The organism is Nocardia sp. NPDC059240 (assembly GCF_042753865.1).
Taxonomy (GTDB): Bacteria; Actinomycetota; Actinomycetes; order Mycobacteriales; family Mycobacteriaceae; genus Nocardia.
Map to the genome: position 1 here is coordinate 108312 of NZ_JBHZAC010000014.1, position 25042 is coordinate 133353.

Annotated in this window: 24 protein-coding genes; 14 read left to right on the plus strand and 10 right to left on the minus strand. The window is 66.9% G+C overall.

Annotated features, from left to right (window positions below; genetic code table 11):
• Nucleotides 1–14 precede the first annotated feature (14 nt).
• Genes ACFXHA_RS38200 through ACFXHA_RS38215 form a run of 4 tightly spaced genes read right to left on the minus strand, consistent with a single transcriptional unit; the run spans nt 15 to nt 3790 of the window.
• A complete protein-coding gene (locus ACFXHA_RS38200; RefSeq protein WP_379365044.1) occupies nt 15–809 on the minus strand; it encodes an ATP-binding cassette domain-containing protein in 795 nt (264 codons plus the stop codon).
• Nucleotides 806–1855 (minus strand): ABC transporter permease, encoded by a 1050-nt coding sequence (locus tag ACFXHA_RS38205; protein ID WP_379365046.1) that lies wholly within the window; start codon nt 1853–1855, stop codon nt 806–808. The genes ACFXHA_RS38200 and ACFXHA_RS38205 overlap by 4 nt, the downstream gene beginning before the upstream one ends.
• A gap of 20 nt (nt 1856–1875) precedes the next feature.
• On the minus strand, nt 1876–2868 hold the full coding sequence (locus tag ACFXHA_RS38210; protein WP_379365048.1) for a sugar ABC transporter substrate-binding protein: 993 nt from the start codon (nt 2866–2868) through the stop codon (nt 1876–1878).
• 19 nt (nt 2869–2887) lie between these two features.
• Nucleotides 2888–3790, minus strand: coding sequence for a TIM barrel protein (locus ACFXHA_RS38215; RefSeq protein ID WP_379365050.1), 903 nt, complete (start codon nt 3788–3790; stop codon nt 2888–2890).
• A 247-nt stretch (nt 3791–4037) separates the two neighbouring features.
• Here ACFXHA_RS38215 and ACFXHA_RS38220 point away from each other — a divergent pair, with 247 nt between their 5' ends.
• From ACFXHA_RS38220 to ACFXHA_RS38230, 3 genes are all read left to right on the plus strand, one after another.
• Nucleotides 4038–5042 (plus strand): LacI family DNA-binding transcriptional regulator, encoded by a 1005-nt coding sequence (locus ACFXHA_RS38220; RefSeq protein ID WP_379365052.1) that lies wholly within the window; start codon nt 4038–4040, stop codon nt 5040–5042.
• Nucleotides 5043–5053: 11 nt separating this feature from the next.
• Nucleotides 5054–6070, plus strand: a complete 1017-nt coding sequence (locus ACFXHA_RS38225) for a Gfo/Idh/MocA family oxidoreductase (protein WP_379365054.1) — start codon at nt 5054–5056, stop codon at nt 6068–6070.
• Between the two features lie 87 nt (nt 6071–6157).
• Nucleotides 6158–6943, plus strand: a complete 786-nt coding sequence (locus ACFXHA_RS38230; RefSeq protein ID WP_379365056.1) for a hypothetical protein — start codon at nt 6158–6160, stop codon at nt 6941–6943.
• A gap of 10 nt (nt 6944–6953) precedes the next feature.
• On the opposite strand, the gene ACFXHA_RS38235 is transcribed toward ACFXHA_RS38230, so the two are convergent.
• The 4 genes from ACFXHA_RS38235 to ACFXHA_RS38250 form a co-directional block, all read right to left on the minus strand.
• On the minus strand, nt 6954–7379 hold the full coding sequence (locus ACFXHA_RS38235) for an ester cyclase (RefSeq protein WP_379365058.1): 426 nt from the start codon (nt 7377–7379) through the stop codon (nt 6954–6956).
• 179 nt (nt 7380–7558) lie between these two features.
• Nucleotides 7559–8287, minus strand: a complete 729-nt coding sequence (locus ACFXHA_RS38240; RefSeq protein ID WP_379365060.1) for an ATP-binding cassette domain-containing protein — start codon at nt 8285–8287, stop codon at nt 7559–7561.
• Nucleotides 8277–8582 (minus strand): hypothetical protein, encoded by a 306-nt coding sequence (locus ACFXHA_RS38245; RefSeq protein WP_379365062.1) that lies wholly within the window; start codon nt 8580–8582, stop codon nt 8277–8279. The genes ACFXHA_RS38240 and ACFXHA_RS38245 overlap by 11 nt, the downstream gene beginning before the upstream one ends.
• A gap of 85 nt (nt 8583–8667) precedes the next feature.
• A complete protein-coding gene (locus tag ACFXHA_RS38250) occupies nt 8668–9285 on the minus strand; it encodes a LysE/ArgO family amino acid transporter (protein ID WP_379365064.1) in 618 nt (205 codons plus the stop codon).
• A 73-nt stretch (nt 9286–9358) separates the two neighbouring features.
• Here ACFXHA_RS38250 and ACFXHA_RS38255 point away from each other — a divergent pair, with 73 nt between their 5' ends.
• The 5 genes from ACFXHA_RS38255 to ACFXHA_RS38275 all read left to right on the plus strand — a co-directional run bounded on the left by ACFXHA_RS38255 (nt 9359) and on the right by ACFXHA_RS38275 (nt 13434).
• Nucleotides 9359–10237, plus strand: coding sequence for a LysR family transcriptional regulator ArgP (locus tag ACFXHA_RS38255; RefSeq protein WP_379365066.1), 879 nt, complete (start codon nt 9359–9361; stop codon nt 10235–10237).
• 105 nt (nt 10238–10342) lie between these two features.
• Complete coding sequence (locus ACFXHA_RS38260) at nt 10343–11428, plus strand: S-(hydroxymethyl)mycothiol dehydrogenase (RefSeq protein WP_379365068.1); 1086 nt, start codon at nt 10343–10345, stop codon at nt 11426–11428.
• A complete protein-coding gene (locus ACFXHA_RS38265) occupies nt 11428–12048 on the plus strand; it encodes an MBL fold metallo-hydrolase (protein ID WP_379365070.1) in 621 nt (206 codons plus the stop codon). The genes ACFXHA_RS38260 and ACFXHA_RS38265 overlap by 1 nt, the downstream gene beginning before the upstream one ends.
• Nucleotides 12049–12217: 169 nt before the next feature.
• Nucleotides 12218–12760, plus strand: a complete 543-nt coding sequence (locus ACFXHA_RS38270) for a DUF4333 domain-containing protein (protein WP_379365072.1) — start codon at nt 12218–12220, stop codon at nt 12758–12760.
• Between the two features lie 92 nt (nt 12761–12852).
• Entirely contained in the window at nt 12853–13434 is a 582-nt protein-coding gene (locus tag ACFXHA_RS38275) for a hypothetical protein (protein ID WP_379365074.1), read from the plus strand.
• Between the two features lie 63 nt (nt 13435–13497).
• On the opposite strand, the gene ACFXHA_RS38280 is transcribed toward ACFXHA_RS38275, so the two are convergent.
• Complete coding sequence (locus ACFXHA_RS38280; RefSeq protein WP_379365315.1) at nt 13498–14586, minus strand: glutamate--cysteine ligase; 1089 nt, start codon at nt 14584–14586, stop codon at nt 13498–13500.
• 138 nt (nt 14587–14724) lie between these two features.
• Here ACFXHA_RS38280 and ACFXHA_RS38285 point away from each other — a divergent pair, with 138 nt between their 5' ends.
• The 6 genes from ACFXHA_RS38285 (at nt 14725) to ACFXHA_RS38310 (ending at nt 23675) form a co-directional block, all read left to right on the plus strand.
• Nucleotides 14725–15060: a TfoX/Sxy family protein gene (locus ACFXHA_RS38285; RefSeq protein ID WP_379365076.1), complete on the plus strand. Its 336-nt coding sequence runs from the start codon at nt 14725–14727 to the stop codon at nt 15058–15060.
• A 394-nt stretch (nt 15061–15454) separates the two neighbouring features.
• Nucleotides 15455–16186, plus strand: coding sequence for an amino acid-binding protein (locus tag ACFXHA_RS38290; protein ID WP_379365078.1), 732 nt, complete (start codon nt 15455–15457; stop codon nt 16184–16186).
• Between the two features lie 145 nt (nt 16187–16331).
• Complete coding sequence (locus ACFXHA_RS38295; protein ID WP_379365079.1) at nt 16332–17795, plus strand: ABC1 kinase family protein; 1464 nt, start codon at nt 16332–16334, stop codon at nt 17793–17795.
• Nucleotides 17796–17919: 124 nt separating this feature from the next.
• Nucleotides 17920–19485 (plus strand): flavin-containing monooxygenase, encoded by a 1566-nt coding sequence (locus tag ACFXHA_RS38300; RefSeq protein WP_379365081.1) that lies wholly within the window; start codon nt 17920–17922, stop codon nt 19483–19485.
• Between the two features lie 31 nt (nt 19486–19516).
• Nucleotides 19517–22081 carry an SDR family NAD(P)-dependent oxidoreductase gene (locus tag ACFXHA_RS38305; protein ID WP_379365083.1) on the plus strand — a complete coding sequence of 855 codons (2565 nt, stop codon included), beginning with the start codon at nt 19517–19519 and terminating at the stop codon, nt 22079–22081.
• A 31-nt stretch (nt 22082–22112) separates the two neighbouring features.
• Entirely contained in the window at nt 22113–23675 is a 1563-nt protein-coding gene (locus ACFXHA_RS38310; RefSeq protein ID WP_379365085.1) for a flavin-containing monooxygenase, read from the plus strand.
• Here the strand turns inward: ACFXHA_RS38310 and ACFXHA_RS38315 are convergent.
• Complete coding sequence (locus ACFXHA_RS38315) at nt 23657–24997, minus strand: ABC1 kinase family protein (protein WP_379365087.1); 1341 nt, start codon at nt 24995–24997, stop codon at nt 23657–23659. The genes ACFXHA_RS38310 and ACFXHA_RS38315 overlap by 19 nt on opposite strands.
• Between the last annotated feature and the right edge of the window lie 45 nt (nt 24998–25042).

Here is a 25042-nt window from a genome sequence, read left to right on the forward strand (position 1 = left end):
CGACACCGGTTCTCTCACGACTCCACCCGCTCCAATTCGTGTTGCAGCGCTTCGAGTTCCGCGCCACCGGACATCTGCCGGGTCAGCTCGGTGAGATCGATCTGCGACTTCTCGTAGCTGCCGAGCATCGCCCCGCGCTTGAGCAGCAGGAACCGGTCGCCGACCGGGTAGGCGTGGTGCGGATTGTGGGTGATGAGCACGACGCCCAGCCCGCGATCCCGCGCCTGTACGACGTAGCGCAGCACCACGCCGGCCTGCTTCACACCCAGTGCGGCGGTCGGTTCGTCCAGGATCAATACCTTGGCCCCATAGTGCACGGCCCGCGCGATCGCCACGCACTGGCGTTGACCGCCCGACAGCGTGCCCACCGGCTGCTCCAGATCGGGGATGTCGATCCCCATGTCCGCCAGCCCTTTTCGGGCGATGTCCTGCGCTTGCTTGCGATCCAGCAGTTCGAGCGGACCGTAGCGTTTGACCGGCTCGGAACCGAGCACGAAATTGCGCCACACGCTCATCAGCGGCACGACCGCCAGATCCTGGTAGACCGTGGCGATGCCGAGATCCAAAGCCGCACGCGGCGAGGCCAATCGGGTGGGCTGCCCCTCGATCCGCAGCTCCCCGCTGTCGTGCTGGTGCACGCCCGCCAGGATCTTGATCAGCGTCGACTTGCCCGCGCCGTTGTCACCCAGCACGCAGGTGACCTCGCCCGCGTTCACCACCGTCGACACATCCCGCAGCGCGACCACGCCGCCGTAACTCTTTCCGATGCCCACTGTTTCGATCAGCGGCACCACAGCCGGTTCGGTCATCGGCGTACCCTTTCCGCCCGCTTCTTGAATGCGTTGTTGACCAGCACGGCCGAGAACAGCAGCACGCCGAGGAACAGCATGAACCAGTCGCTGTTCCAGCCCGCCAGCACGATGCCCTGGCGTGCCATGCCGAAGATGAGCGCACCGATGGCCGCACCGACCACCGAGCCGAAGCCACCGGTGAGCAGGCAGCCGCCGATCACCGCGGCGATGATGTACTGGAACTCCAGTCCCACACCCTGATTGGCCTGCACGCTGGCGAACCGCATGAGGTTGCACGCGCCCACGATCCAGCCCGCGAAGGCGGTGGTCATGAACAGCAGGATCTTGGTGCGGGTGGCGGGGACACCCACCGCCCGCGCCGTCGGCAGTGAACCGCCGACCGCGAAGATCCAGTTGCCGAAGCGGGTGCGCACCAGGACGAGCGCCGCGACCGCGGTCACCACGATCCACCAGACCACCGAGGCCTGGATGCTGGCGCTGCCGATCTTGGTGGTGGAGGCGAAAACCCAACCGGCGGACTGATATCCGTCAGCGCTTCGGACGCCGGACACCTGCACGGTGCCGGTGGCCCAGCGTGTCACGCCGAGGTTCAAGCCCTGCAAGGCCAGGAAGGTGCCCAGGGTGACGATGAAGCTCGGCAGACCGGTTCGCATCACCACCCAGCCGTTGAGCGCGCCCACGGTGAGCGCGAAGACCAGCGAAACCGCCAGTCCCAGCCATACATTCCAGCCCGCGTGGACCGCCAGCAGGCCGGTGATCAACGCGGTGGATGCGGTCATCACACCGGTCGAGAGATCGAATTCGCCGCCGATCATGAGCAGGGCCACCGCCACCGCCATGATGCCCAGCGTCGACGCATCGTCGAGCCAGGTCGAAATGCCCAGCGGCTTCACGAATTTCGTGGTGATGGCGGTGAAGAACAGGAACACCACCACCGCACCCAACAGCGCACCCACCTCGGGGCGGGCCACCAGGCGATTGAGGATGGCGAGCCGGTCCGGCGGCGGGGTCACCGCGGGTTCGGTCGTTGTCGTAGCAGTCATTTCATTCACTCCCGGCCCGCTCACCGTGTGCCCTGGCCGACGAGTGCGGCGACGGCATCGACATTGGACTTGTCCACGAACGCGGGACCGGTCTGCACCGGATGCCCGCCGCCCACCGTGTTGAGGTTCGACTTGTAGAGCTTCAACATGACGACCGGCAGATAGCCCTGCTCGTACTGCTGCTGATCCACCGCGAACAACAGGGTTCCGGCCCGGATCGCGCTCACCACATCGGAATTCAGGTCGAAGGTGGCGACGGTGGCCTTCGCGGCGGACTCCTTCACCGCGTCCACCGCGCGGGCCGCGATCTGCGAGTTCAGGGTCAGCACGGCATCGATGGAACGATCGGCCTCCAACGCGCCCTTGATGCGGGACTGCACATCGGTGGGGTTGTTGATGTCGACCTGCAGCGTGGTCGCGGTACCGAAGCCCTGGGTCGCGCCGGCGCAGCGCTCGTTCGCGCCGACATTCCCGGCCTCGTGAATCACGCACAGCATCTTGTGTTTTCCGGCGTCGGCGAGGCGCTTACCGGCGGATTCACCGGCCATGCGCTCACTCTGGCCGACGTGGCCGATCGCGCCGAACTTCACGCTCTCGTCCTCGCCGGAATTGATCGTCACCACGGGAATGCCCGCGGCGACGGCCTTTTCGACCGACGGCTGCAGCGCGTCCGGGTTGGCCATGGAGACCACCAGCCCGTCCACGCCCTGGGCCACGGCATTGTCGATGAGCTTTGCCTGCTGGGTCGGATCGCCCGAGGAGTTGTACTCCACCCGGACACCGAGATCCTTACCGGCGGCCTCCGCACCGTTCTTGACCACATTCCAGAAAGCGTCACCGGGCGAACCGTGGGTCACCACGGCCACCGATTTCAGGGCACCCACGGCGGCCGGAGCCTGAGTGGGACTGGTGACATCGGCACCGGGCCCGCTACAGGCGGCCAGTACCGCTGCCGCGGCGAGCCAGGGCGACAGGCGTAGCCAGCGCCGACGCGAGAGAGGATTTACGGACATCGTCGTCTTCACCTCCCCACTAAATCCGAGCCGCGGCGAGACCAGCGCCGATCTCGGCCAGGTGTCGCAGACTTTCTCGAGCAGCACGCGTCGGACCTTCGGCGGTGTCGCCGGAATCCAGCGCGGTGTCCTGCTCGATCACGTACCAGCCGCGGTAGCCGGCGGCATGCACCGCGCGGACCAGACCGGCGATATCGACATCGCCGGTGCCCAGCGGGACGTAGAGCCCGCGCCGCACCGCCTCGCTGTATTCGATACTGCCGCCGCGTACTTCGGCGGCCAATGGCTCGCGGACGTCCTTGAGGTGGATATGGCCGATACGGTCCGCGTGGCGGTGGGCCAGCTCGACCGGGTCGGTGCCGCCGATGAGCAGATGCCCGGTGTCCAGGCACAGGTCCAAGGTGGAATCGGCCAGGAAGCGGGCGACCTCGTCGGCGGTTTCGACGTGGGTGCCGACATGCGGGTGCAGGGCGACCCGCAGCCCGTGTTCGGCCGCGATATCGGCGACCGTGGCGGCAGTGTCGATCAGGGTCCGCCATTCGTGATCGTCGAGCGGAGTACGGGTGTCGTACCCGTCGCTGCCGGTGGCGGCCGCCAGCACCAGGATCTCGGCACCGGCCGCTTTGAAGAGGGCAGCCGTCTCGCGGGCGGTGGCCAGGGCCCGGCCCGGTTCCCGGTGCAGCGCCAGGGCGAGGAAGCCGCCGACCGGCGCAATCCCGCGAGCTGCCAGGCATTTCGATAGTTCGGCCGGATCGTCGGGTAGGTAGCCCGGTGGCCCGAACTCGGTGGCGGCGAGGCCGAGGCCCGCCATCTCCTCCAGCACCGTTGCGGGCTCGAGGACATGGCCCCAGCCCGGAACTTCGCAGACTCCCCAGGAGATCGGCGCGGCGGCGATACGCAGTGGATGGATCGATTCGGTCATCGGCACTTCCCAGACCCGTCGTATGTACTCAGCATTGGAGCGCTCCAACAATGTAACGTGGCTCACTCCCGTGTCAAGAGCCTGTCATGCGTCGAAAACCCATGTGTATCCATGGAAAACACTGTCTTGCAGGGCAAACGAAGGCCGGAAATCGTGTCCCGAATATCCGATTAGAGCGCTCTATTGCCAGTGCCCGCGGCAACGCTGTAGCGTGCGACACACACCGATCCGACCCCCGGAGGCGAGCATGACCAGACCGACCATGGAGGACGTCGCCGCACGGGCGGGCGTCTCCCGGGCCCTGGTCTCGCTGGTCATGCGCAATTCGCCGAAGGTGAGCGACCATCGCCGGCGCGCGGTGCTGGCCGCGGCCACCGAACTCGGTTATCAACCGCACGCGATGGCTCGGTCGCTGGCCAGCCGGACCTCCAACATCGTCGGCGTCATGGTGTCGGACCTGCGTAATCCGTTCTTCGCCGATGTGGTCGAGGGGATGGACGAGGCAGCCCAGGAGTCCGGGCTCGAACTCATCCTCAATACCGGCCGCCGCAGCGCCACCCGGGAACGCACGGCGCTCGAAAGCCTGCTGGCGTTCCGGCCCGGCGGGATCATCCTGCTCTCGCCGGTACTGCCCGCGTCCGCGATTCGCGATGCGGCCGGGCGCTGCCCGATCGTGCTGGTATCGCGCACCTCCACCAGCCCGGCGGTCGACACCGTCAACGACGACGGCGAACTCGGCGCGGCGCTGGCCGTGGATCATCTTGTCGCCCTGGGACATCGGCGCATCGTGCACCTCGACGGCGGCGCGGCCTTCGCGGCCCCGCCCCGACGCAAGGGGTACACGGCGGCCATGACCCGATACGGCCTCGAACCCATGGTGATTCCCAGCGAGCACACCGACGAGGCCGGGGCCGCGGCGGTCCGCAAGCTGTTGAACCTCTTCTCCCCCAGTACTTTTCCCACCGCGCTGGTGTGCGGCAACGATTTCAACGCCGTGGGCGCGATGGCCGCGCTCGACCAGGCCGGATTGCGTGTGCCCGAGGACGTCTCGGTCGTCGGCTACGACAACACCTCGCTGGCGACGCTGCGGCACGTCGCGCTCACCACCATCGATCAACCTCGAAAGAGCATCGGCCAGTTGGCTGTTCGCGCCCTCACCGAACGGCTGCGTGACGAGCGCAGCGAGCCGGTGCGCAAACGCCTGGAACCGTCCCTGGTCGTCCGCTCGACCACCGCCCCACCCCGCGACTGACAGGAGCCATCATGTCCGCCCCGATCACTGTGGGCCTCGCCGGTACCGGCCGCATCGGCACTTCCCATGCCGAAACTCTGAAGGCCCTGCCCGGTGTGGGCACGGTCATCGTCACCGACGCCGACACCCAGCGCGCCCGCGCCACCGCCGACAAGCTCGAGGTGGATTTCGCGCCCGATATCGAGGCGCTGCTGGCCGCCGATATCGACGGACTGGTCATCACCACCGCCACCGACTCGCATCCGGCGCTCATCACCGCGGCCGTAGATCGTGGGATTCCGGTGTTCTGCGAAAAGCCCATCGCCGCGGATATTTCGGGGACCTTGCGGGTGGTCGAGCGGGTCGAACGGTCGCAGGTGCCGGTGCAGATCGGTTTCCAGCGGCGCTTCGACGCCGGGTATCGGGCCGCGCGCACTGCCATCGCGGCCGGAGATCTGGGCTGGATTCACACGTTGCGCGCCACCACGCTCGACCCGGCACCGCCGCCGGCGGAGTACATTCCGCGTTCCGGCGGGCTGTTCCGTGATTGCGGCGTCCACGACTTCGACATCATCCGCTGGGTCACCGGGCGGGAAGTGGTCGAGGTGTATGCCACCGGGGCCAATCGGGGCGAGCGGTTCTTCGCCGACGCGGGGGATGTGGATACCGCGGCGGTCATTCTGCGGCTGGATGACGGCTGCCTGGCCACGGTGTCGCTGACCCGCTACAACGGTGCGGGTTACGACGTACGGCTGGAAGTGCTGGGCGCGCTCGGCAATGCGGTCGTCGGGCTCGACGAGAGGGCCCCGCTGCATTCGGTGGAACCCGGCTACCCGCCCTCGGCGCTGCCCGCCTACCCGGGCTTCATGGATCGTTTCCACGGCGCGTACACCGAGGAACTCGCCACCTTCCTGGGCGTGATCACCGGAGCGCAGGCCAGTCCGTGCCCGCCCGCCGAGGCCCTGGAAGCCTTCTATATCGCCGAGGCGTGCGAACTCTCGCGGCACCAGGGCAAGCCGGTCCGGCTCGCTGACATCCGCCGCTCCTGACATTTTCGGCTACCGCGCGGCGGTTTGCCCGTTTATCCTCCGTTTGCCCGGTGATCACAGCGGGACTACCGAACGAGAGCTATTGGGATGAACGGGAATCCGATACCGCCGGGCTATCAACCGAACGATGAGCTGTGGACGCAGAACACCGAGGTGTTCGCCGCGATACAGGACGACTACGAGCCCGAATCCGGCCGTCCCAAGATGTCGCAGGCCAGCAAGTACGCCATCATCGGGCTGACCGCGACGATCGTGGTGTCGGTGCTCGCCATCGGCGGGCTGCTGCTCTCGCGCGGCAGCGGGTGGAACGCGGCACCGAACGCGGCGACCGGACCCAATACGCCGCATGTCGTGCTGACGCCGCCGCCGTCGACCTCGACGACGGTGACCACCACGCCGTCCTCGATCTATTCGGGCACCGACGCCATCCCCTCCAGCTCGTCGGCGCCGACCACCACTACCGCCCCGACCACGACGACGGCCGCCGCGGCGGTCAACGGCGCCTGCACGCAGCCGGGTGTGTCCACCGTCGCCAATGACGGCACAGTCCTCACCTGCGATGTGGCGACCTACTCCTGGCTCCCGGTCAGCCGCCCCGCGGTCGGCTACCCCTGCAACGCTTCCGAAGCCGGAACCTTCGGCTACGCCAGCAACGGCAGCCAGCTGGTGTGCGCCCGCCGCTCGGGCACCACCAACCAGTCCTATGTGTGGGACAGCCCCGGCACCCTCACCAGCGGCAAGCACGACCCGGGCCAGCCCTGCAACCTCAAGAAGGACGTCATCGCCCAATCCTCCAGCGGCCGGGCCGTCTACTGCCAGCCCCAAGCCGGCAGCGCCAACCCCTACCTCGGAGCCTGGAAACTCCCGTCCTGACGCGCGTTCGCTACACGTCGACGATCCCCAGCTGCCGGAACTGGGTGAGCGTATCCGCGACCCCCCACACCTCCGCGATCTGCCCATCCACGAACCGCATGATGAAAATCTCGTTGTAGCGCACGGCCTTCCCGGTCGCGGGCCGCCCCATGAACGGCCCGGTATTCGTCCCGGTGACCACGGTCCGCCCCACCACCTTGTCCCCCTCCCCGATCATGTCCTGCACATCCAGCCGAATATCGGGATACCCCTCGACAAACGCCAGCATGATCTTCACCAACGCCTCCGCCCCCGACTCCTCCATCGGAAACGGCACGTGCAACACCGCATCCGGCCGAGCAATCTCCCGAATAGTCTTCCCCACCAACTCCACATCACCACTACCGGTCACATCATGAAGAAGCTTGAACGTCGCCTTGTTCTGTTCGATCCGCATCCCTCCAGGACACCACCCAACCCCCAACCGTGACACCCGAACAACTCAGGAACCCAACGAATTCGGGAGTGCGGTCAACTAAGGTCCCAGCCGCCTCGGGCGGCCAAGGAGGCGGGCAAACGTCGAGAAGATACCTGCACCAGTGCATTCCGGCGAGGCACGGGGCGTGCGGGTTCGGGTCAGTGGCTTGCTCGGAAGAGGGCTTGGACGTAGGGGTCCGAGTCCAGCAGTGATGAGGTCGGGCCGGCGGATAGGACGTGACCGTCGTGCATCATTACCATTCGGTCGGCGAAGCCGTACGTGATCATCATTTTGATGTCGTTGCTGATCACGAGTACCGCTGCGCCGGAGTCGGCGTAGTCGCGCAACGATTTCCATACCTGGTATGCCGTACCCGTATCAAGGGAATCGGTCGGCCCGTCCGCGACGAGAACGTCCGGTTCCGCCAGTAATGCCGAGGCGAGGGCGGCACGTTGGATCTGCCCTCCGGAGTTTTGACGAGGAAGTAGGCCAAGGGCTTCGGCAGGGTACTGCGCTGCGGCACAGGCACGTTCAACACTCCAAGCGCCGTGCTGTATTTGCTGTGCCCGTAACTGCGCTCCTACGGTTCCCTCGGGTTCGAACGCCGTGACACCGTCCTGCGGGACATACCCGACACTCTCGCGCGAGCGAGGGCACTGCTGATCCCCGAGAACCACACCCCCGACAAGGACCTGGCCGCTGCATCGTGCTGTATTCGGCAGTTGCCCGGCAAGAGCGCGAGCAATCATCGACTTCCCCGCCCCGGGCCCACCGAGCACCGCAGTGACCCGCCCTGCGGGCACGGTCAGATCAACCGCATCCAACACCGTCCCACTCCACCGTCCCGTATCGACATGAACAGTGAGACAACGCAATTCAGCGTTCACGAGCCAGCCTTCCACGTATGCCCCTGGTGCGGAACATGTCGTAGACGTAGGAGCGGTTGCCTTTGAAGGTTACCCAGACGCCCTCGGGTGGTAGGTCGCCGTGGCCGGGGTTCTCGAAGGGGCGGCTCGAGACGACTTCCGCGGCGTCGCACACCACCCAGCCGTAGTCGGGTAGTCGGCGACACCAGATGTCGAGATCTACTCGCTTGTAGGAGGGAACACCGAATGCTTCGCCGTCGTGGGCGAAGTCGTAGGTGAGGCCGTCCACGCGTCGCACGAACCGTATGCCGGACATCTGGTCATGTTTGACGAACGGAGCCATCAGCTCAACCGAAATATGGCTAGAGGCAGGCGCTTCCACTAGGTCAGCTGATTGCCGGCTAGGTGAGGAGCAAAGTTGCGGCTAGGGCTGTCATGACCACGGCGATGGTGGAGTCGAGGATTTTCCAGGCTTTGGGGTTGGCGAAGACGGGGGCCAGGAGGCGGGCGCCGAAGCCTAGGGAGAGGAACCAGATGAGGCTGGCGGTTACGGCGCCTGCGGTGAGAAACCAGCGGTCGGGGGTGGCGTAGGTGTTGGCGAAGGAGCCGAGGAGGACGACGGTGTCGAGGTAGGCGTGGGGGTTGAGCCAGGTGACGGCCAGGCAGGTGGCGATGGCCGCGCCCAGCGCGATGGGGGCGCCGCCACCTGCGGAGAGGCCCGAGGCGGAGAGGGCGCGTTTGGCCGCCAGGAAGGCGTAGCCGAGGAGGAAGGCGGCGCCTGCGTATTTGGCGAGGGTGATCAGCATGGGGGCGGAGTCGACGAGGGTGCCGAAGCCGGCGACGCCCAGGGTCATGAGGATGACGTCGGAGGTGATGCAGACGGCTACCACCGGCAGGACGTGTTCGCGTCGGATGCCCTGGCGCAGCACGAAGGCGTTCTGGGCGCCGATCGCCACGATGAGGGAGAGTCCGAAGCCGAGTCCTGAGATGGCCGCCAGGGCCGCCGATGATGCGTTCACCCGTCCGAAGTTAGGACAACCGTCCAGGACCAGGCCAGCTAAAGATTTTGACGCACCATTACGATTTCTTAATATGGACCTGCAGCTGGATCAACTGCGCGCCCTCGATGCCGTCATCAGCGAGGGCACCTTCGACGCCGCCGCCCGCAAACTCAGCGTGACCCCGTCAGCGATCAGCCAGCGCATCAAGGCGCTGGAGGACGCGGCCGGGCGGATCCTGGTGCAGCGTACGAAACCCGTGCAGCCCACCGAATCCGGGCTCACCGTGCTGCGCCTGGCCCGCCAGATCCAACTGCTCACCGGTGACACCGCCCGCGAACTCGGCGACGCCCATCAACCCACCGACCGCCCGGTCGTGATTCCCATTGCCGTCAATGCGGATTCACTACAAACCTGGGTCATCGACGCCCTCGGCCGCGCGACCCCCGGTATCTGCTTCGAAATCCACCGCGAGGACGAGGAACACACCACCCGCCTGCTGCGCGACGGCACCGTCATGGCCGCCATCACCTCCACCGCCGCCCCGGTCCAGGGCTGCACGGTGCGACGACTCGGCGCGATGCGCTATCGCCCCATGGCCCAACCACAATTCGCCCGCACCTGGTTCCCCGACGGCGCGAATGCGAAATCCTTCGCGCACGCGCCGGTGGTGCTCTTCGACCGCAAGGACGATCTGCAGTTCCGCCTCATGCGCCACTACACCCGCAAACCGGTCGACCCGCCGCGCCATTACATCCCGTCCTCGGCCGGATTCAACGACGCGGTCCGGGTCGGCCTGGGCTGGGGCATGATCCCCGACATCATGATTCGCCCCGAGGACGACCTGGTTCCGCTGGATGACAAGGTATTCGTGGACGTCCCGCTCTACTGGCAGCAGTGGAAGCTGGATTCGCCCGCCCTGAGCCTGGTCGCCACGACCATTGCCGAGGGCGCGGCGCAAGCCCTCTTGTGATAAGCCACAACCGGATTCGTTCTGTGTGACCCGGGGTACTAGATGACGTGGGCGAATTCGCCTGCCATAGTCGAGGGCATTGCGGTCGGCCAGGAAGGAATTTCGTTGTCACAAATCGTGCGCGGCGTCATCGCACGCTCCAAGAACGCTCCCGTGGAAGTCACCGATATCGTGATCCCGGACCCGGGTCCGGGCGAAGCGGTGGTGAAGGTGCAGGCCTGCGGGGTCTGCCACACCGATCTGCATTACCGCGAAGGCGGCATCAACGACGAATTCCCCTTCCTCCTCGGGCACGAGGCGGCGGGCATCGTGGAATCGGTGGGCGAGGGCGTCACCGATGTGGAGCCCGGGGATTTCGTCATCCTCAATTGGCGGGCGGTCTGCGGATCGTGTCGCGCTTGTCGTAAGGGCAAGCCCTGGTACTGCTTCTCGACCTTCAATGCCGCGCAGCCGATGACGCTGACCGACGGCACCCCGCTCACCCCGGCGCTGGGTATCGGCGCGTTCGCCGAGAAGACCCTGGTGCATGCCGGGCAGTGCACCAAGGTGGATCCGAGCGTCTCTCCGGCCGCCGCGGGCCTGCTGGGCTGCGGTGTGATGGCGGGTCTGGGTGCGGCCATCAACACCGGCGCGGTCAGCCGTGGCGATTCGGTCGCGGTGATCGGCTGCGGCGGTGTCGGCAATGCCGCGATCGCCGGTGCCAAGCTGGCGGGCGCGACCACCATCATCGCCGTCGACCTCGACGAGCGGAAGCTGAAGTGGGCCACCGGTTTCGGTGCCACCCACACCGTGAACGCCTCGAAAGAGGATGCGGTGGAACAGGTTCAGGAATTCACCGACGGTTTCGGCGCGGATGTCGTGATCGATGCGGTCGGCCGCCCGGAGACCTGGAAGCAGGCCTTCTACGCGCGGGATCTGGCCGGCACCGTGGTCCTGGTGGGTGTGCCCACCCCGGACATGACCCTCGATATGCCGCTCATCGATTTCTTCTCGCGCGGTGGGTCTTTGAAGTCCTCGTGGTACGGCGACTGCCTGCCGTCGCGGGATTTCCCGTACCTGATCGAGCTCTACAAGCAGGGCCGTCTGGACCTGGACGGCTTCGTGTCGGAGACCATCGCCCTCGGCGAGGTCGAGGAAGCCTTCACCAAGATGCATCACGGTGACGTGCTGCGCTCGGTGGTGGTGTTCTGATGGCGCATATCGACCACACCGTCACCGTCGGCACCTTCAGCCTCGACAACGAGACCTTCGATGTCGACAACAATGTCTGGGTGGTGGGCGACGATCTGGAGTGCGTCGTCATCGACGCCCCGCACAATGTCGCGGCCATCCTGGACGTGATCGGCACCCGCACGGTGAAGGCCATCCTGGTCACCCACGCGCACGACGATCACATTCGGGTGGCACCCGAATTGTCCAAGGCCACGGGCGCTCCGGTGCTCATGCATCCCGAGGACATGGTGTTGTGGCAGCAGACGCATCCGGATGTGAAGCCGGACGGCGAGCTGTCGGACCAGCAGGTGATCGCGGTCGGCGGGACCGAACTGCATGTGCTGCACACGCCGGGTCACGCACCGGGCGCGGTCTGCTTCCACTCGCCGGATCTGGGTGCGGTCTTCACCGGTGACACCCTGTTCCACGGCGGCCCGGGTGCGACCGGTCGGTCGTTCTCGGATTACGGCACCATCGTCGATTCGATTGCCGACCGCCTGCTGACCCTGCCGCCGGAGACCCTGGTGCACACCGGCCACGGCGAATCCACCACCATCGGTGCGGAATCCCCGCAGCTGGAGGAGTGGCGCCAGCAGTAACTGCGCTGATCATCGGTGGTCCGGTCCGCGACCTACGGCGGACCGGACCACTGTCAAGCTCCCTAACCAGCCCCCTACTTCGGCGTGCCACCGGCGGACACGCCGGATTCGCCGGTTTTGCAATCTCATTCACAAGAATTTCCCAGCGAATCCGCGCCTAGAGTTGTCCATGAGAAAAGCTACAGCCGCGCTGGCTCTGACGTTTGTGCCGCTCCTCGCCGTGGGTTGTTCCTCCACCTCCGGTTCCGGCTCGGTCACCAAGAGTGATGTACAGACCAAGGTCAGCAGCTTCTACAAGGACAAGTCACACGAGGACGCGAAGACCGTGTCCTGCGACGGCGATCTCGCCGCCAAGGTGGATGCCACCCAAACCTGTACCGCGACCGCCGCCGACGGACAGAACTGGGTCATCACCACGAAGGTCACCAAGGTCGACGGCAAGGACGTCTACTACGACCTGAACTTCAACGACGCCTACGTCTCCCCCGAGGACGTCGCCTCCAGTGTCTCGAACTTCTACGTTCAGCAGGTAGGCACCGCCCCGCAAGCCTCCACCTGCAACGGCCTGCTGCGCGGCGCCACCGGCGCCAGCATCCGCTGCGTGGTGACCGAAACCGACGGCACCCGTTGGGGTGTCACCGCCAAGACCACCAATGTCGAAGGCACGAAGGTCAACTACGACATGATCCGGGACGACCAACCGATGCCCTGATCCCCGATGGGTGCCAAGGCTGGAATCTGCGATTGCCACGATGATGTGTTTCAATACGGCGGTTTCCAGCTCCACCCAGGGGGGTATCCAGCTTGTACACGCCCAAATCATCTTTCAGCGCAACACAATCCGAGTATGCGCAACTTGTTGCGAAATCACCGGAAGCCAACGGTGTTTACTGCAACCACTGTGGTGCCACTCCCGCCATCGATCTGGACTTCCACGCGCACCGCGCCATGTTCGTGATCAGCCGGTACCGAAAGCTGATGGGCCCCTTCTGTCGAGACTGCGGGCTGGCGTCCTTCCGGAAGATGACCGGCGACAGCCTGATTCAGGGCTGGTGGGGGCCGTTCTCGGCGTTCGTCTCCAATCCCAACACGCTGCTGGCGAATACGATCAACCGTGTGCGGTTGCGGCGCCTGCCGCCACCTATCCCGGGCGCACCGACGCTACCGATGGATCCGGGCCGCCCACTGTGGCAGCGACCCGCTATCGCGGGGCTGCTGGTGCCTATCATCGCTCCCTGTCTGGTCCTCGCCGGGATGATAAACGCGCCGACGCCTGCCGACCCGCAGCCGGACCATAGGGACCTCGACCGCTTCCTACAGATCTATCAGCCGGTCAACCCGCAGTTTCCCGTGCCAACCACGGTGCCTGCCCGTGCCGCCAATTAGGCCGATGCCGGGGACACGTTGCACGGCTTCCAACCGAAGGCGCCTCTCAATGGAAGTAGCGGTCTAGCGGCAGCACTCCATGGTGGCGGCCGCGAGCTCCTCGACCACGTCGGTGACCTCGCCTCGGGCTCGGAAGGCAATGAGCTGACGGCGTGCGCCGTTACCGCGCAGCAGCAGGGCAGCCACGGCCTCGGTGACGAAGTCGAGGTCGCCCAGCTGCTGCAGCGCGGGCCGGATGCGGTCGATGAGCTGGTCGAGCAGTTCGCGCACCGGTACCGTGCGGCCGTCGACAGGATCGATGGCCGCGCCGTCCATGCCCTCGTGGGCCGCCTTCCAATAGGCCGCGCGCAGAATATCTTCCGCGATCACGGGCACGAAATCGGTGGTGCGAGCGGTCATCGCGCAGGCGCGCACCAGGCTGGCCAGCAGTGCCGACTCCTCCGCGGTGGCCGGGACGTCACTGACCCTGACCTCCACGGTCGGAAAGGTGGTGGAGGGCCGCACATCCCAATACACCATCTTGCGGTCGAGGATGACGCCCAGCGAGAGCATGGATTCCACGGCCGTGTCGAAGGCGGCGACCGAGTCGAAGTGGGGCGGTGGGCCGGCGCTGGGCCAGCGCCGCCACAGGATGTTTCGCCAACTGGCGTAACCGGTTTCGCCACCGCGGTAGATGGCCGAGTTGGCGGTGAGCGCCAGCAGCAGCGGCAGCCAGGGTCGTAGGAAGTTGCTCACCTGTAGTGCGGCAGCGCGGTCGGGGACCGCGACGTGCACGTGGCAGCCGCACAGGCCCTGTTCGTGCGCCAATCTGCCGAAGTTCTCGGCGATTCGGTGATAGCGCGGGGTCGAGGTGATGGACAGTTCGTCGGGAATAGTCGGCGGTACGGCGGCGGCCAGCAGCAGCGCGTCGTTCTTCTCGGCGGAGGCCGCGGCACCGCGCCGCAGTTCCCGCAATTCCGCAAGTAGCTCACCGGTATTCGTGTGCACGCGCGTGCTGGTTTCCACCTGGCACCGCATGATTTCCAATTGCAGGTCCATGCCGAAATCCGCTGCGGTGCGGGCGACGTCGGCGTTGCGGCCGACCGGCGCACCGGTGAGCGGATCCACGAGGAGGAACTCCTCTTCGACACCGACGGTCGGCGGGGCATCCACCAACAACGTGTACCTCACGAACGACCGGCCCACACCTGCCGGAATGGTCTCTCCGGACCCCGCCGTGCCCCAGCCAGCCGACGGCTATCGGTCCCGCCGCCGAGCGGACCTGTCGGTGGCATGGGTCACAATGCGGGTATGGCATACGACGAGAAGCTGGCCGACCGGATCCGGGACGCACTCGGGCCGGAGCTGCCACACATGATCGAGAAGAAGATGTTCGGCGGCCTGGCCTTCCTGGTGGGCGGCAATATGGCGGTCGCCGCCAGCGGTAAGGGCGGGCTGATGGTCCGCACCGATCCGGAGACGTCGGGCGCCCTGCTGAGGGCGGGTTCGGTCGAGCCGATGGTGATGGGCGGCAGGCAGATGAACGGCTGGCTGCGCGTCGCCACCGAGGCCGTCGCCGACGACGACGTGCTCGACGAGTGGGTCCGCCGCGGGGTCGATTACGCCAGGTCACTACCACCCAAGTAGCGATTCCGGCCGAAGCTGCCGCACGCGAGCGAGCTCAGCGCGCCCGCTGTCCTTCCGTGGTCCAACGCCCTTGCGCGCCATGACGAATTCGATGCGCTCTCGAGTTCGCGACCGGGATTGGGACCCTCGCGATGGGTACCGCGGTTCCCCCGGGGAATCAGCCTCCGCGTCGTGCAAATACTGTGCTCCGGGGCACAGCTCTCGAGCGAGTGTGGCTCGGTTCACGCAATCCTGTGCTGCCGCAAGCTAATTGTCGGATTCCGTCACCGGGTCTTTACACCACACCACAGCCTGGAAATCTCGCTCCCGCACTGTGGTGAATATGAGGCAAACCGAGATTCACGCACTGGCGTGCGAAGTATGCGGTCGACTGCCCCACCCTCCGCGTACCCGGATGGCGCTGGCCAAGCTGGCCGCGGCGCTGCCGGTCGAACTGGCCCTGCACGCGCTGGTCATCCACCTCGAATTACCTTTTCTGGCAACGGTCTCCATCCTCGCCGTGGCCGCCACGATTCTCGTCATGTGGGTCGTCGAGCCGGGTGCGATGCGCTACCTGGGTCGTTGGCTGCACGGACCCGAGCTGCAGCACCGCCATCGTCTCGACAGCGCCGAGCAGCTCTGGCGCATCCGGGTGCGCCTGGACAACAAGCCCGGCCGCCTGGAACTGCTGGCCAAGCAGCTGGCCGACCGGCGGGCCAATATCCTCGCCGTGCACGTGCATCATCTGGAGAACGGCGTGCTCGACGAGCTGGTGGTGTCGGCACCCTCCGATGTCGGCTCCTCGCGGCTGACCCATGCCGTCTCCCGGGCGGGCGGCATCGCGGTCGGCATCTGGCCCGCTTCGGCGCTGACCCTGGTGGACGGCCAGACCCGCGCCCTAGGTTTGGCGGCCCGGGTGGCCGCGGACCCGACCGAGCTGCCCCTGGTGATCGCGGAACTGCTCGGCGCGCAATACGTCCCGGATCCGGACCCCGACCGCGTTCCGGGCGGCACCCTGCTCGAGATCGATCCCGACCGGCTGACCCCGATGACCTTCCTGCGCACCGGCGAGCCGTTCACCCCCGCCGAGGTCGCCCGCGCCCATCGCCTCACCGATCTGGCCCTGGTCGCCACCCGGCAATCCTGATCCGGCGGCGAATTCACCTCCCTCTTCCCAGTATTCGAGACACCGGTCCCGCTCCGTCCAACACTCCGTACCGCCGGGTTTCACTTCGTGGCACACTTCCTTGATGCGCACGTGATCGGCGGGCGCACAAGGGGTTGGTATATCGATGAGTTTTCGGCGCAGCGGTGCTCGACGAGGAGATGCCGACATCGGCGGGAATCCGCCCGCCCGCAAGGCGGTTCGCACCGCCAAACTGGCCGGCGTGCCGATCGCCTTCGCCGGGCGACGGGTGGCCGGGGCGAGCAAGCGGGCGCTGGGGCGACCGGCCGACGAGGTGGATCGTGAGATCCAGCTGCGCACCGCCCAGCACTTGGCCGACGTGCTGGGCGAATTGAAGGGCTGCGCCGCCAAACTGGGACAGATCCTGGGCATCTACGAGCTGGCGCTGCCGCCGGAACTGGCCGGACCGTATCGTGCGGCCCTGAGCGATCTGCAGGATTCGGCCCCGCCGATGCTGCCGCGCACGGTCCACACCGTGCTGGCGGAGTCGATGGGCCCGGACTGGCGGGACAGTTTCCGCGAGTTCGACGACCGTCGTGCCGCCTCGGCCACCATCGGGCAGGTGCACCGCGCGATCTGGCACGACGGCCGTCCGGTGGCGGTCAAGGTGATGTACCCGGGTGCGCGCGCCGCGATCGACAGCGATCTGCGACAGCTGCGCGGATTATCTTGGCTGGCACCGGTTTTCGTGCCGCACACCGATGGCCCCGCGGTAATGGACGAGCTCGCCGAATGCCTGCGCGCGGAATTGGATTTCGTGGCCGAGGCGGAGAATCAGCGTCGTTTCGCCGAGGCGTACGCCGATGATCCCGATTTCCGGGTGCCACGGGTGGTGGACCAGCGCGGGGATGTGATCATCAGCGAATGGCTGGACGGCATTCCGCTCTCCCGCGTGATCGCCTCGGGCGCACCGGCGGAGCGGGACCGGGTGGGCATGCTCGCGATCCGGTTCTTCTGGTCCTCGGCGCCCCGGACCGGTCTGCTGTACGGCGATCCGCATCCCGGTAATTTCCGGGTGCTGCCCGACGGTCGCCTGGGCGTGGTGGATTTCGGGGCGTGCCCGGCGTGGCCCCCGGCCCAATTCCCGGCGCTGGTCCACGATCTCGCGGATGCGCTGATCAACGGCGGCCCGGCCGAACTCGATACGGTGGCGCGCAGGCACGGATTCATCGACGGTCCCCGCGGTCTGGACAGCGCCGCGCTGGCCGCGAAGCTGTTGCCGTTCACCGCGATCCTGCGCGACGACACGTTCCGGGTGGATATCGAGTGGCTGCGCGGCCGCACGCTCGACGCTGTGAGCCCGAAATTGAGCAATGCCTATCGGCAACTCGGGGTGCCCGCGTATCTGATGCCGTTCCAGCGGGCGCTGGTCACTCTGTTCGGGCTGGTGGCCCAGTTGGATACGACGGGACCGATGCGCGATGAGATCCTGCGCTGGTCGCCGGAGTTTCGCGCGGTGATGGACCGGTATCAACTGCGCGCGCAGGCCCGCGCGGATCGGCCGACGGATCTCTCCGCGGTGCGGCGACGCCGCGCGGGCATCCTGACCTCGGATGTCGCCGCGGGCTGAGCCCGCCTCGCACGACCCGAGATCATCGCTGCCACACCGGGTCTTGATCACTGTCCCAGACAGACCTACTCTGGTGGGACAGGCGCAGCGCAGCGCCGGAGTCTGTCCGGAAGGTCCACACGTCGTGACCACTGCATCCAAAGACACGGCAGCCACCGACACAACCAAGCTCCCGGCCCCGGACCACGAGGTGGCCGTCATCGGCGCGGGGCCCGGCGGCATCGCGGCCGGCGTCAAGCTGAAGCGGGCCGGGGTGAGCGACTTCGTCATCCTGGAACGGGCCGACGAGGTAGGCGGCAGCTGGCACGAGAATCACTATCCGGGACTGGAAGTCGACATCCCGTCGCTGGCCTACCAGTACTCCTTCGCCCGGAATCCCAACTGGAGCAGGCTGTTCGCCTCCGGTGCGGAGGTGAAGCGCTATCACATCGAGGTGGCGCGGCGCTTCGGGTTGTATCCGCACCTCCGCTTCGGCACCGCGGTCGCCGGGGAGGAGTGGGACGAGGACCGCCACTGCTGGAACCTGCGACTCGAGGGCGGCGGGGTGACGACCGCGCGGTTCGTCATCAGCGCGGTGGGCGCGTTCATCAGTCCCAAACTGGATCCGGGTATCGCGGGACTTTCCGAGTACCGCGGCAAGATTCAGCGGCCATCGGACTGGGACGACGACTACGACCTGCTCGGCAAGCGGGTCGCGATTATCGGCACCGGGGCCAGTTCCGTGCAGATCACCCCCGCGATCGCGGGCACGGTGGGCAGTCTCGCGGTCTACCAGCGCACCCCGGTGTGGTGTGTGCCCAAACCGAATCCGCGCATCCCGCGTGCCGTGCAGGCCGCGCTGCGCGTCCCCGGTGTGCAGGCGGGTGTGCACGGCGCGGCCCTGGTGGTGGTCGACGCCGCGCTGCGGACCATGTCGAACGCGCCCATGCCGCTGGTCCGGCCCACTATGCGGGCCATCGATGCGGCCGCGATTCGCGGGTATCGCGGGCTGCTGCGACTCATGGTGCGCGACCCGGAGATTCGCGCGGGCCTGACCCCCGACTACGGGCCGATCGCCAAGCGGCCGACGGCCAATACGGGGTACCTGCTGGCCTTCAACCGGCCCAATGTCGATCTGGTGACCACACCCATCGAGCGGTTCACCCCGAACGGCATCCGCACCACCGACGGCACCGAACGCGACTTCGACATGATCGTGCTGGCCACCGGCTATCACGTGTTCTCCGATCCGGAGACCTATACGCCCGGCATGGTGGTCGGACGGGATGGCCTGGATCTCGGCAAGTACTACACCGAGCAGGGTCTGCAGGCGTACGAGAGCGTCTCACTGCCCGGCCTGCCCAACCGGTGGACACTGGTGGGCCCGTATTCCTGGTCGGGCAGCGGCTGGCACGCCTTCGTCGAGATGACGGCCGACCATGCGGTGCGGGCGATTTCGGAGGCGCGACGGCGCGGAGCCACCTTCGTTGCGGTCCGCGCGGAGGTCGCCGACGCCTATCACCGCCGGATCTACCGGCACGGCGCGGCCATGCGCTACTACCTGTCCGAACTGAACGCGCACGTGCCGACGTACTACCGCAATTCACAGGGCGACAGCACCTATATCCGTCCGACAGGATTCTTCTCCGCGCGGCGCGCACATCATCGATTCTCGTTCTCGGACTACGAGTTCGACCGTCTGTCCGCCTGAACGCCGCTCGCTCGACAAGGAAGTCGCGCCCATGATCGAACTGCCCAAGTCCGTCCGGATCGCGCTGGGCGCCACCGGATACGGCATCAGCGACCGCCGCCTGACCCCTGCCGTGACCGGCAAGGTGATCGTCGTGACCGGCGCGTCCTCGGGCGTCGGGCGGGCCACCGCGCTGCGGCTGGCCGCCAATGGCGCGACGGTCGTCGCCGTCGCCCGCCGCACCGCCCAGCTGGAGGAATTGCGTGCGGAGACAGCCGATCTCCCGGGTTCCGTGCACCCGTATCCGGCGGACCTGTCCGATCCCGACACCTGCGCCGAGTTGATCGAGCAGGTGCTGGCCGATCACGGTCACGTGGATGTGCTGGTCAACAACGCGGGCAAATCCATTCGCCGCTGGCTCTCGGATTCCCTGGACCGCTGGGACAATTTCGACGACACCGCGCACATCAACTATCTGGGTCCGGTGCGCCTGGTGCTGAGCCTGCTGCCGTCCATGCGGGCGCGGCGGCAAGGCCACATCGTCAATATCAGCACCGCCGGGGTGCACGGCCCGGCCGTCGGCTGGACCGCCTACATCGCCTCGAAGTCGGCGTTCAACTCCTGGATTCGCGGTGCCGCACCGGAATTGCGGGCCGACGGCATCCGCGTCACGAGCGTGCACTTGCAATTGGTGCGCTCGGACATGCTGGGGCCCTACCGGATCTACCGCTACACGCCGAGCATGTCGACCGAGGAGGCGGCGGGCCTGGTGTGCCGGGCGATCGTGGATCGCCCGCTGGCGATCCGGCCGTGGTGGGAGCGGGCGAGCGCGCCGCTGTCCTACGCACTCGACAATTCCCGTGCGGCGCAACGTGCGCTGACGCTCTACGCCAAGGCGGGCAACTGGAACAATCGCCCCGTCGACTGGGCCGGGCCGATCGGGCGGGTGGAACAGGCGGTCAATCTGCTCGACGACGCCGTGACGGTCGCGGGCTGGATTCCGGCCAGTGGCGCGCTGGGCCTGCTGCCGCCGACCCGGATTCCCCACCTGGCCTTGTCCTTACGCGCCGGTATCGGCTTGGCGACCACGCTCTCGGCGTTCGCGGCGAGGTTTCCGGACCGTCCGGCCATGATCGACGACGACGGCCCGATCACCGCCGCCGAATTGGATCGGCAGGTCCAGCGTCTCGCGGCGGCACTGCGGGCGCGCTGGGGTGTGGGGCGCGGGCAGCGGGTCGGGGTGCTGTGCCGCAATCACCGCGGATTCGTGCTGGCGACGTATGCGGCCGCGCGGCTCTCGGCGGATCTGGTGCCGTTGAACTACGGCTTCGCCGGGCCGCAGATCGGCGAGGTACTCACGCGTGAACGCGTCGAGGTGCTGCTCTACGACGGCGAATTCCACCGCGAGATCGAGAAATCCGGGTACAGCGGACATCGCGCGGTGGTGCGCGGCGCGGCGGGCGGATTGCCGACGGTCGCGGAACTGGTCGCGGCGGGCGGCCCGCCGGTGCGTGGGCCCGCGACCGGGGGCTCGCTCATCCTGCTGACCGGCGGCACCACCGGGGTCCCCAAGGGCGCGCCCCGGCAACTGGGTGTGGGCGCGGCCGGCGTGCCCGGGCTGCACCCGCGCATGGTGCTGGCCTTGGCGGATCTGGCTCGGGTCGAACCGATTCCCCGGCTCGGGCAGCCCATGGTGATCGCGCCGCCGCTGCATCACACCTACGGGTTCCTCGCACTCACCGCCGCGTTCCTGCTCGGCTCGACGGCCTTGGTGCACGAGCGTTTCGACGCCGAGACCGTGCTCGCCGATATCGAACGCCACAGTGTGCAGATCGCCTGCCTGGTGCCGACCATGCTCAAACGCATCATGGATCTGCCGCCGCCCGACCGCCACGGCTATCACGTGGAGAGCCTGCGCATGGTGGTGTGCGGAGCCGCGCCGCTACCGCCGTGGCTGGCCACCGCGTTCCAGGACGAATTCGGCGACATCCTGTTCAACGGCTACGCCTCCACCGAGACCGGGGCCGGAACCCTGGCCACCCCTGCGGATCTGCGAGCCGCGCCCGGGACCGTCGGCCGCCCGATGACCGGGATCGTGGACATCCGCATCGTCGACCGCGACGGTCGCGAACTGCCGCCGGGGGTGACCGGCCGCATCATCAACAAGAACCCGAGCATGTTCCACGGCTACAGCGACGGCCGCACCAAGGAGATGGTCGGAAAGTACATGGACTCCGGCGATCTCGGTCATTTCGATGCCGAGGGGCGGCTCTATATCGACGGCAGGTCCGACGACATGATCGTCTCCGGCGGTGAGAACGTCTTCCCGCAGGAGGTCGAGGAGGCGCTGCTGGCGCATCCGGCCGTCGCCGATGCGGGGGCGGTGGGGGTGCCCGACGACGATTTCGGGCAGCGACTGGCGGCGGCCGTGGTGCTCAAGAACGGTTCACGCACGAGTGTGACCGCGCTGCAACGGCATATCAAGACCACCCTGGCCAATTACAAGGTGCCGCGCGAGATCGTCTTCGTGCCCGAACTGCCACGCACGACGGCGGGAAAGCTGCGGCGGCAACAACTTCCGGAGGTCATCGCCCAGGCGACGACCCCGGTGCTCTGATCCGATCGATTCTGGATATGAGGTCTGCATCATGAGTTCCACCAACGGTTCTCGCAATGGTTCCGCACCGTTACCGACCTACGAGGTCGTGATCGTCGGTGCCGGTCTGGGCGGCATCGGCGCGGGCGTCGCACTGCGCCGGGCCGGGGTCGAGAATTTCGTGCTCATCGACAAGTGGGACCGGGTCGGCGGGACCTGGCTGGCCAATACCTATCCGGGGGTGGCCGTGGATGTGCCGTCGCCGGTGTACAACTTCTCCTTCCAGCCGCGGTCGCAGTGGTCGCGATTCTTCGCCCCCGGGGTCGAATTGCAGCGCTACGCCGAGGAAGTCGTCGACCGGCAGGGGCTGCGGGACAAACTGCGGCTGGGTGCGGGGGCGGTGCGGGGCGTGTTCGACGAGCAGCACGATCTGTGGCGGATCGGGCTCGAGGACGGGTCGGAGATCACGGCGCGGCATGTCATCGGCGCGGTCGGCGGGCTCGAACAGCCGCACAAGCCGGACATCTCGGGGATCGACGACTACACCGGCAAGATCATGCACAGTTCCCGCTGGGATCACGACTACGACTATCGCGGCAAGCGGGTGGCGGTGATCGGCACCGGGGCCACCGCGCTGCAGGCGATTCCGCAACTGGCCAAGGATGTTTCGCAGCTGACGGTCTATCAGCGCCGAGCCATCTGGATCGGCCCGAAACCGGACTTCCCCATGGGCGCCACGGCGAACGCGGTGCTGAATTTCGTGCCGCTGCAATACCTCATCCGCACGGTCGGCAATGTCGGCGTGAACGCCGGACTGGGCGCGGGACTGGCCATCTCGAACTATCCGCGGATCACCTCCGCCGGTCTGACGGTCGCCGAAACCGCCATGAAGGCTTATCTTTTCAGCCAGGTACGCGACCGCGAACTGCGCCGCAAGCTCACCCCGGACTATCGATTCGGCTGCAAGCGGCCCTCGATCTCCAACGACTACTTCAAGACTTTCACCCGGTCACACGTGGATCTGGTCACCGACGCTATCGAGCAATTCACGCCGACCGGCATCGTCAGCGCCGACGGCCGCGAACGGGAATTCGATATGGTATTGTGCGCCACCGGATTCAAGGTCATGGAGAAGGGCTACACCCCGCCGTATCCGATCTACGGGCGCGACGGACTCGAACTCGGCGAGTTCTGGGATACCCATCGTTTCCAGGCGTACCAAGGTGTTTCGGTGCCGAAGTTCCCGAACGCCTTCCTCATCGTCGGGCCGTACGCCTACGCGCCCGGCTCCTATATCCCGCTGATCGAGTCGACTTCGGCGCATGCCGCGCGCGTCATCAAGGAGACGCTGCGGCGGGGCGCGACCCGGGTGGAGGTCCGTCAGGAGCCGCACGATCGGTACTTCGCACGTATGGACGAGCGGGCCAAGAAGACACATCTGTTCACGCAGGGCTGCGTCAGCTCGAACACCTACTACATCAACTATCAGGGTGACGGCGCGGCGTTCCGGCCGTCGACGCAGCTCGAAATGTACTGGGAGAACCGGCATTTCCCGTTGAGCGACTACCGGTTCACCACCACCTCGGTGCGCGAGCTTCAGGAAGCGACGTCCTGAGTGTCACCGAATTCGGGGACCCATTTCTCGACCAGTTCGAGGAATGGGCCCTGCGCGTCGAGCTGGGCGCAGATGCCGATGATGCCGCCCAGAACACGGGAGAGCATGGCGTATTCGGGCCGGTCGGCGGGGGCCTTCAGGGCGCGGGCATTGGTCAGGGAGATGTTCTCCGGTTCCAGTGAGCGTGCCACCTCTTCTTGCAGGAACGCCCGGCTGAAATGAAAGTCGTGGCCGTCGATGCGGTCTCGGATCGGCTCGATGCGGCGCGCGATGACGGCCATGTCGATGGGTGCGCCTGGTTTCACGAATCCCTCGGCGCGCAATACCGCTTCGAGCGCCTCGTAATCGCCCGCCAGCGCGCTACGGGCCAGCCGCCCTACCGCGTGCGGGATACCGTCCGGGGTCTCGGTGCATGCACCGAAGTCGATGACACCCAGACGATTATCGGGTCGCAGCTGGAAATTCCCGGGATGCGGATCGCTGTGCAGCGCGCCGATCCGGGTCGGTGAGCACAGCGCGAACTCGGCCAGCAGCAGTCCGGCCCGGTCGCGGTCGGCCCGCGACCCGTCGGAGATGATGCGCGAGAGCGGGGTGCCGTCCATCCATTCGGTGACCATCACCTTCGGGGCCGCGGCCACCACGCGCGGCACGAAAAACCGTGGGTCACCGGCGAATCCCTTGGCGAAGCGGCGCTGATACGCGGCTTCGAGGCGATAGTCGAGCTCGTCTTCCGTGCGGGCCAGGAACTCTTCGATGAGCTGCCGCGCGTTGGTGCCGGCCAGCAGTGTGTTGAATGCGCCCGAAACCATCTGCAGCATCTTGAGATCCGCGCGCAGCGACTCCTCGGCCTCGGGATACTGCACCTTGACCGCGACCTCGCGGCCGTCGTGCCAGATCGCCCGGTGCACCTGCCCGATGCTGGCGGCGGCCACCGGCGCGTCGTCGAATCTGGTGAAGCGCTTACGCCATCCGGTGCCCAGTTGCAGATCCAGCATGCGGTGGGTGTCGGCCACCGGCATGGGCGGGGCCTCCTGCTGCAGCCGGGTCAGGGCCTCCCGGAAATGGTCGGCGAAGCGCGGCGGCACCCCGGCCTCGGCGACGCTGAGCGCCTGGCCGAGTTTCATCGCACCGCCCTTGAGCTCCCCGAGCACGGCGAAGACCTGGTCGGCGGCATTGTCGAGCATCTCGTCGGTGATGGATCCACGTTCGGCACCCGACAGCAGGCTCTTGCCGGTGGCGGCCACCCGCTGCGCCATGAGCGTCGCGGGAATGCTCGCCACCTTCGCCATGCGGGCGATGCCTTTTCTCCTGAGTCCGGCCACGTCGCCGTTCCTTCCTACCGAGAACCCCACCCCGTCTCAGACAGT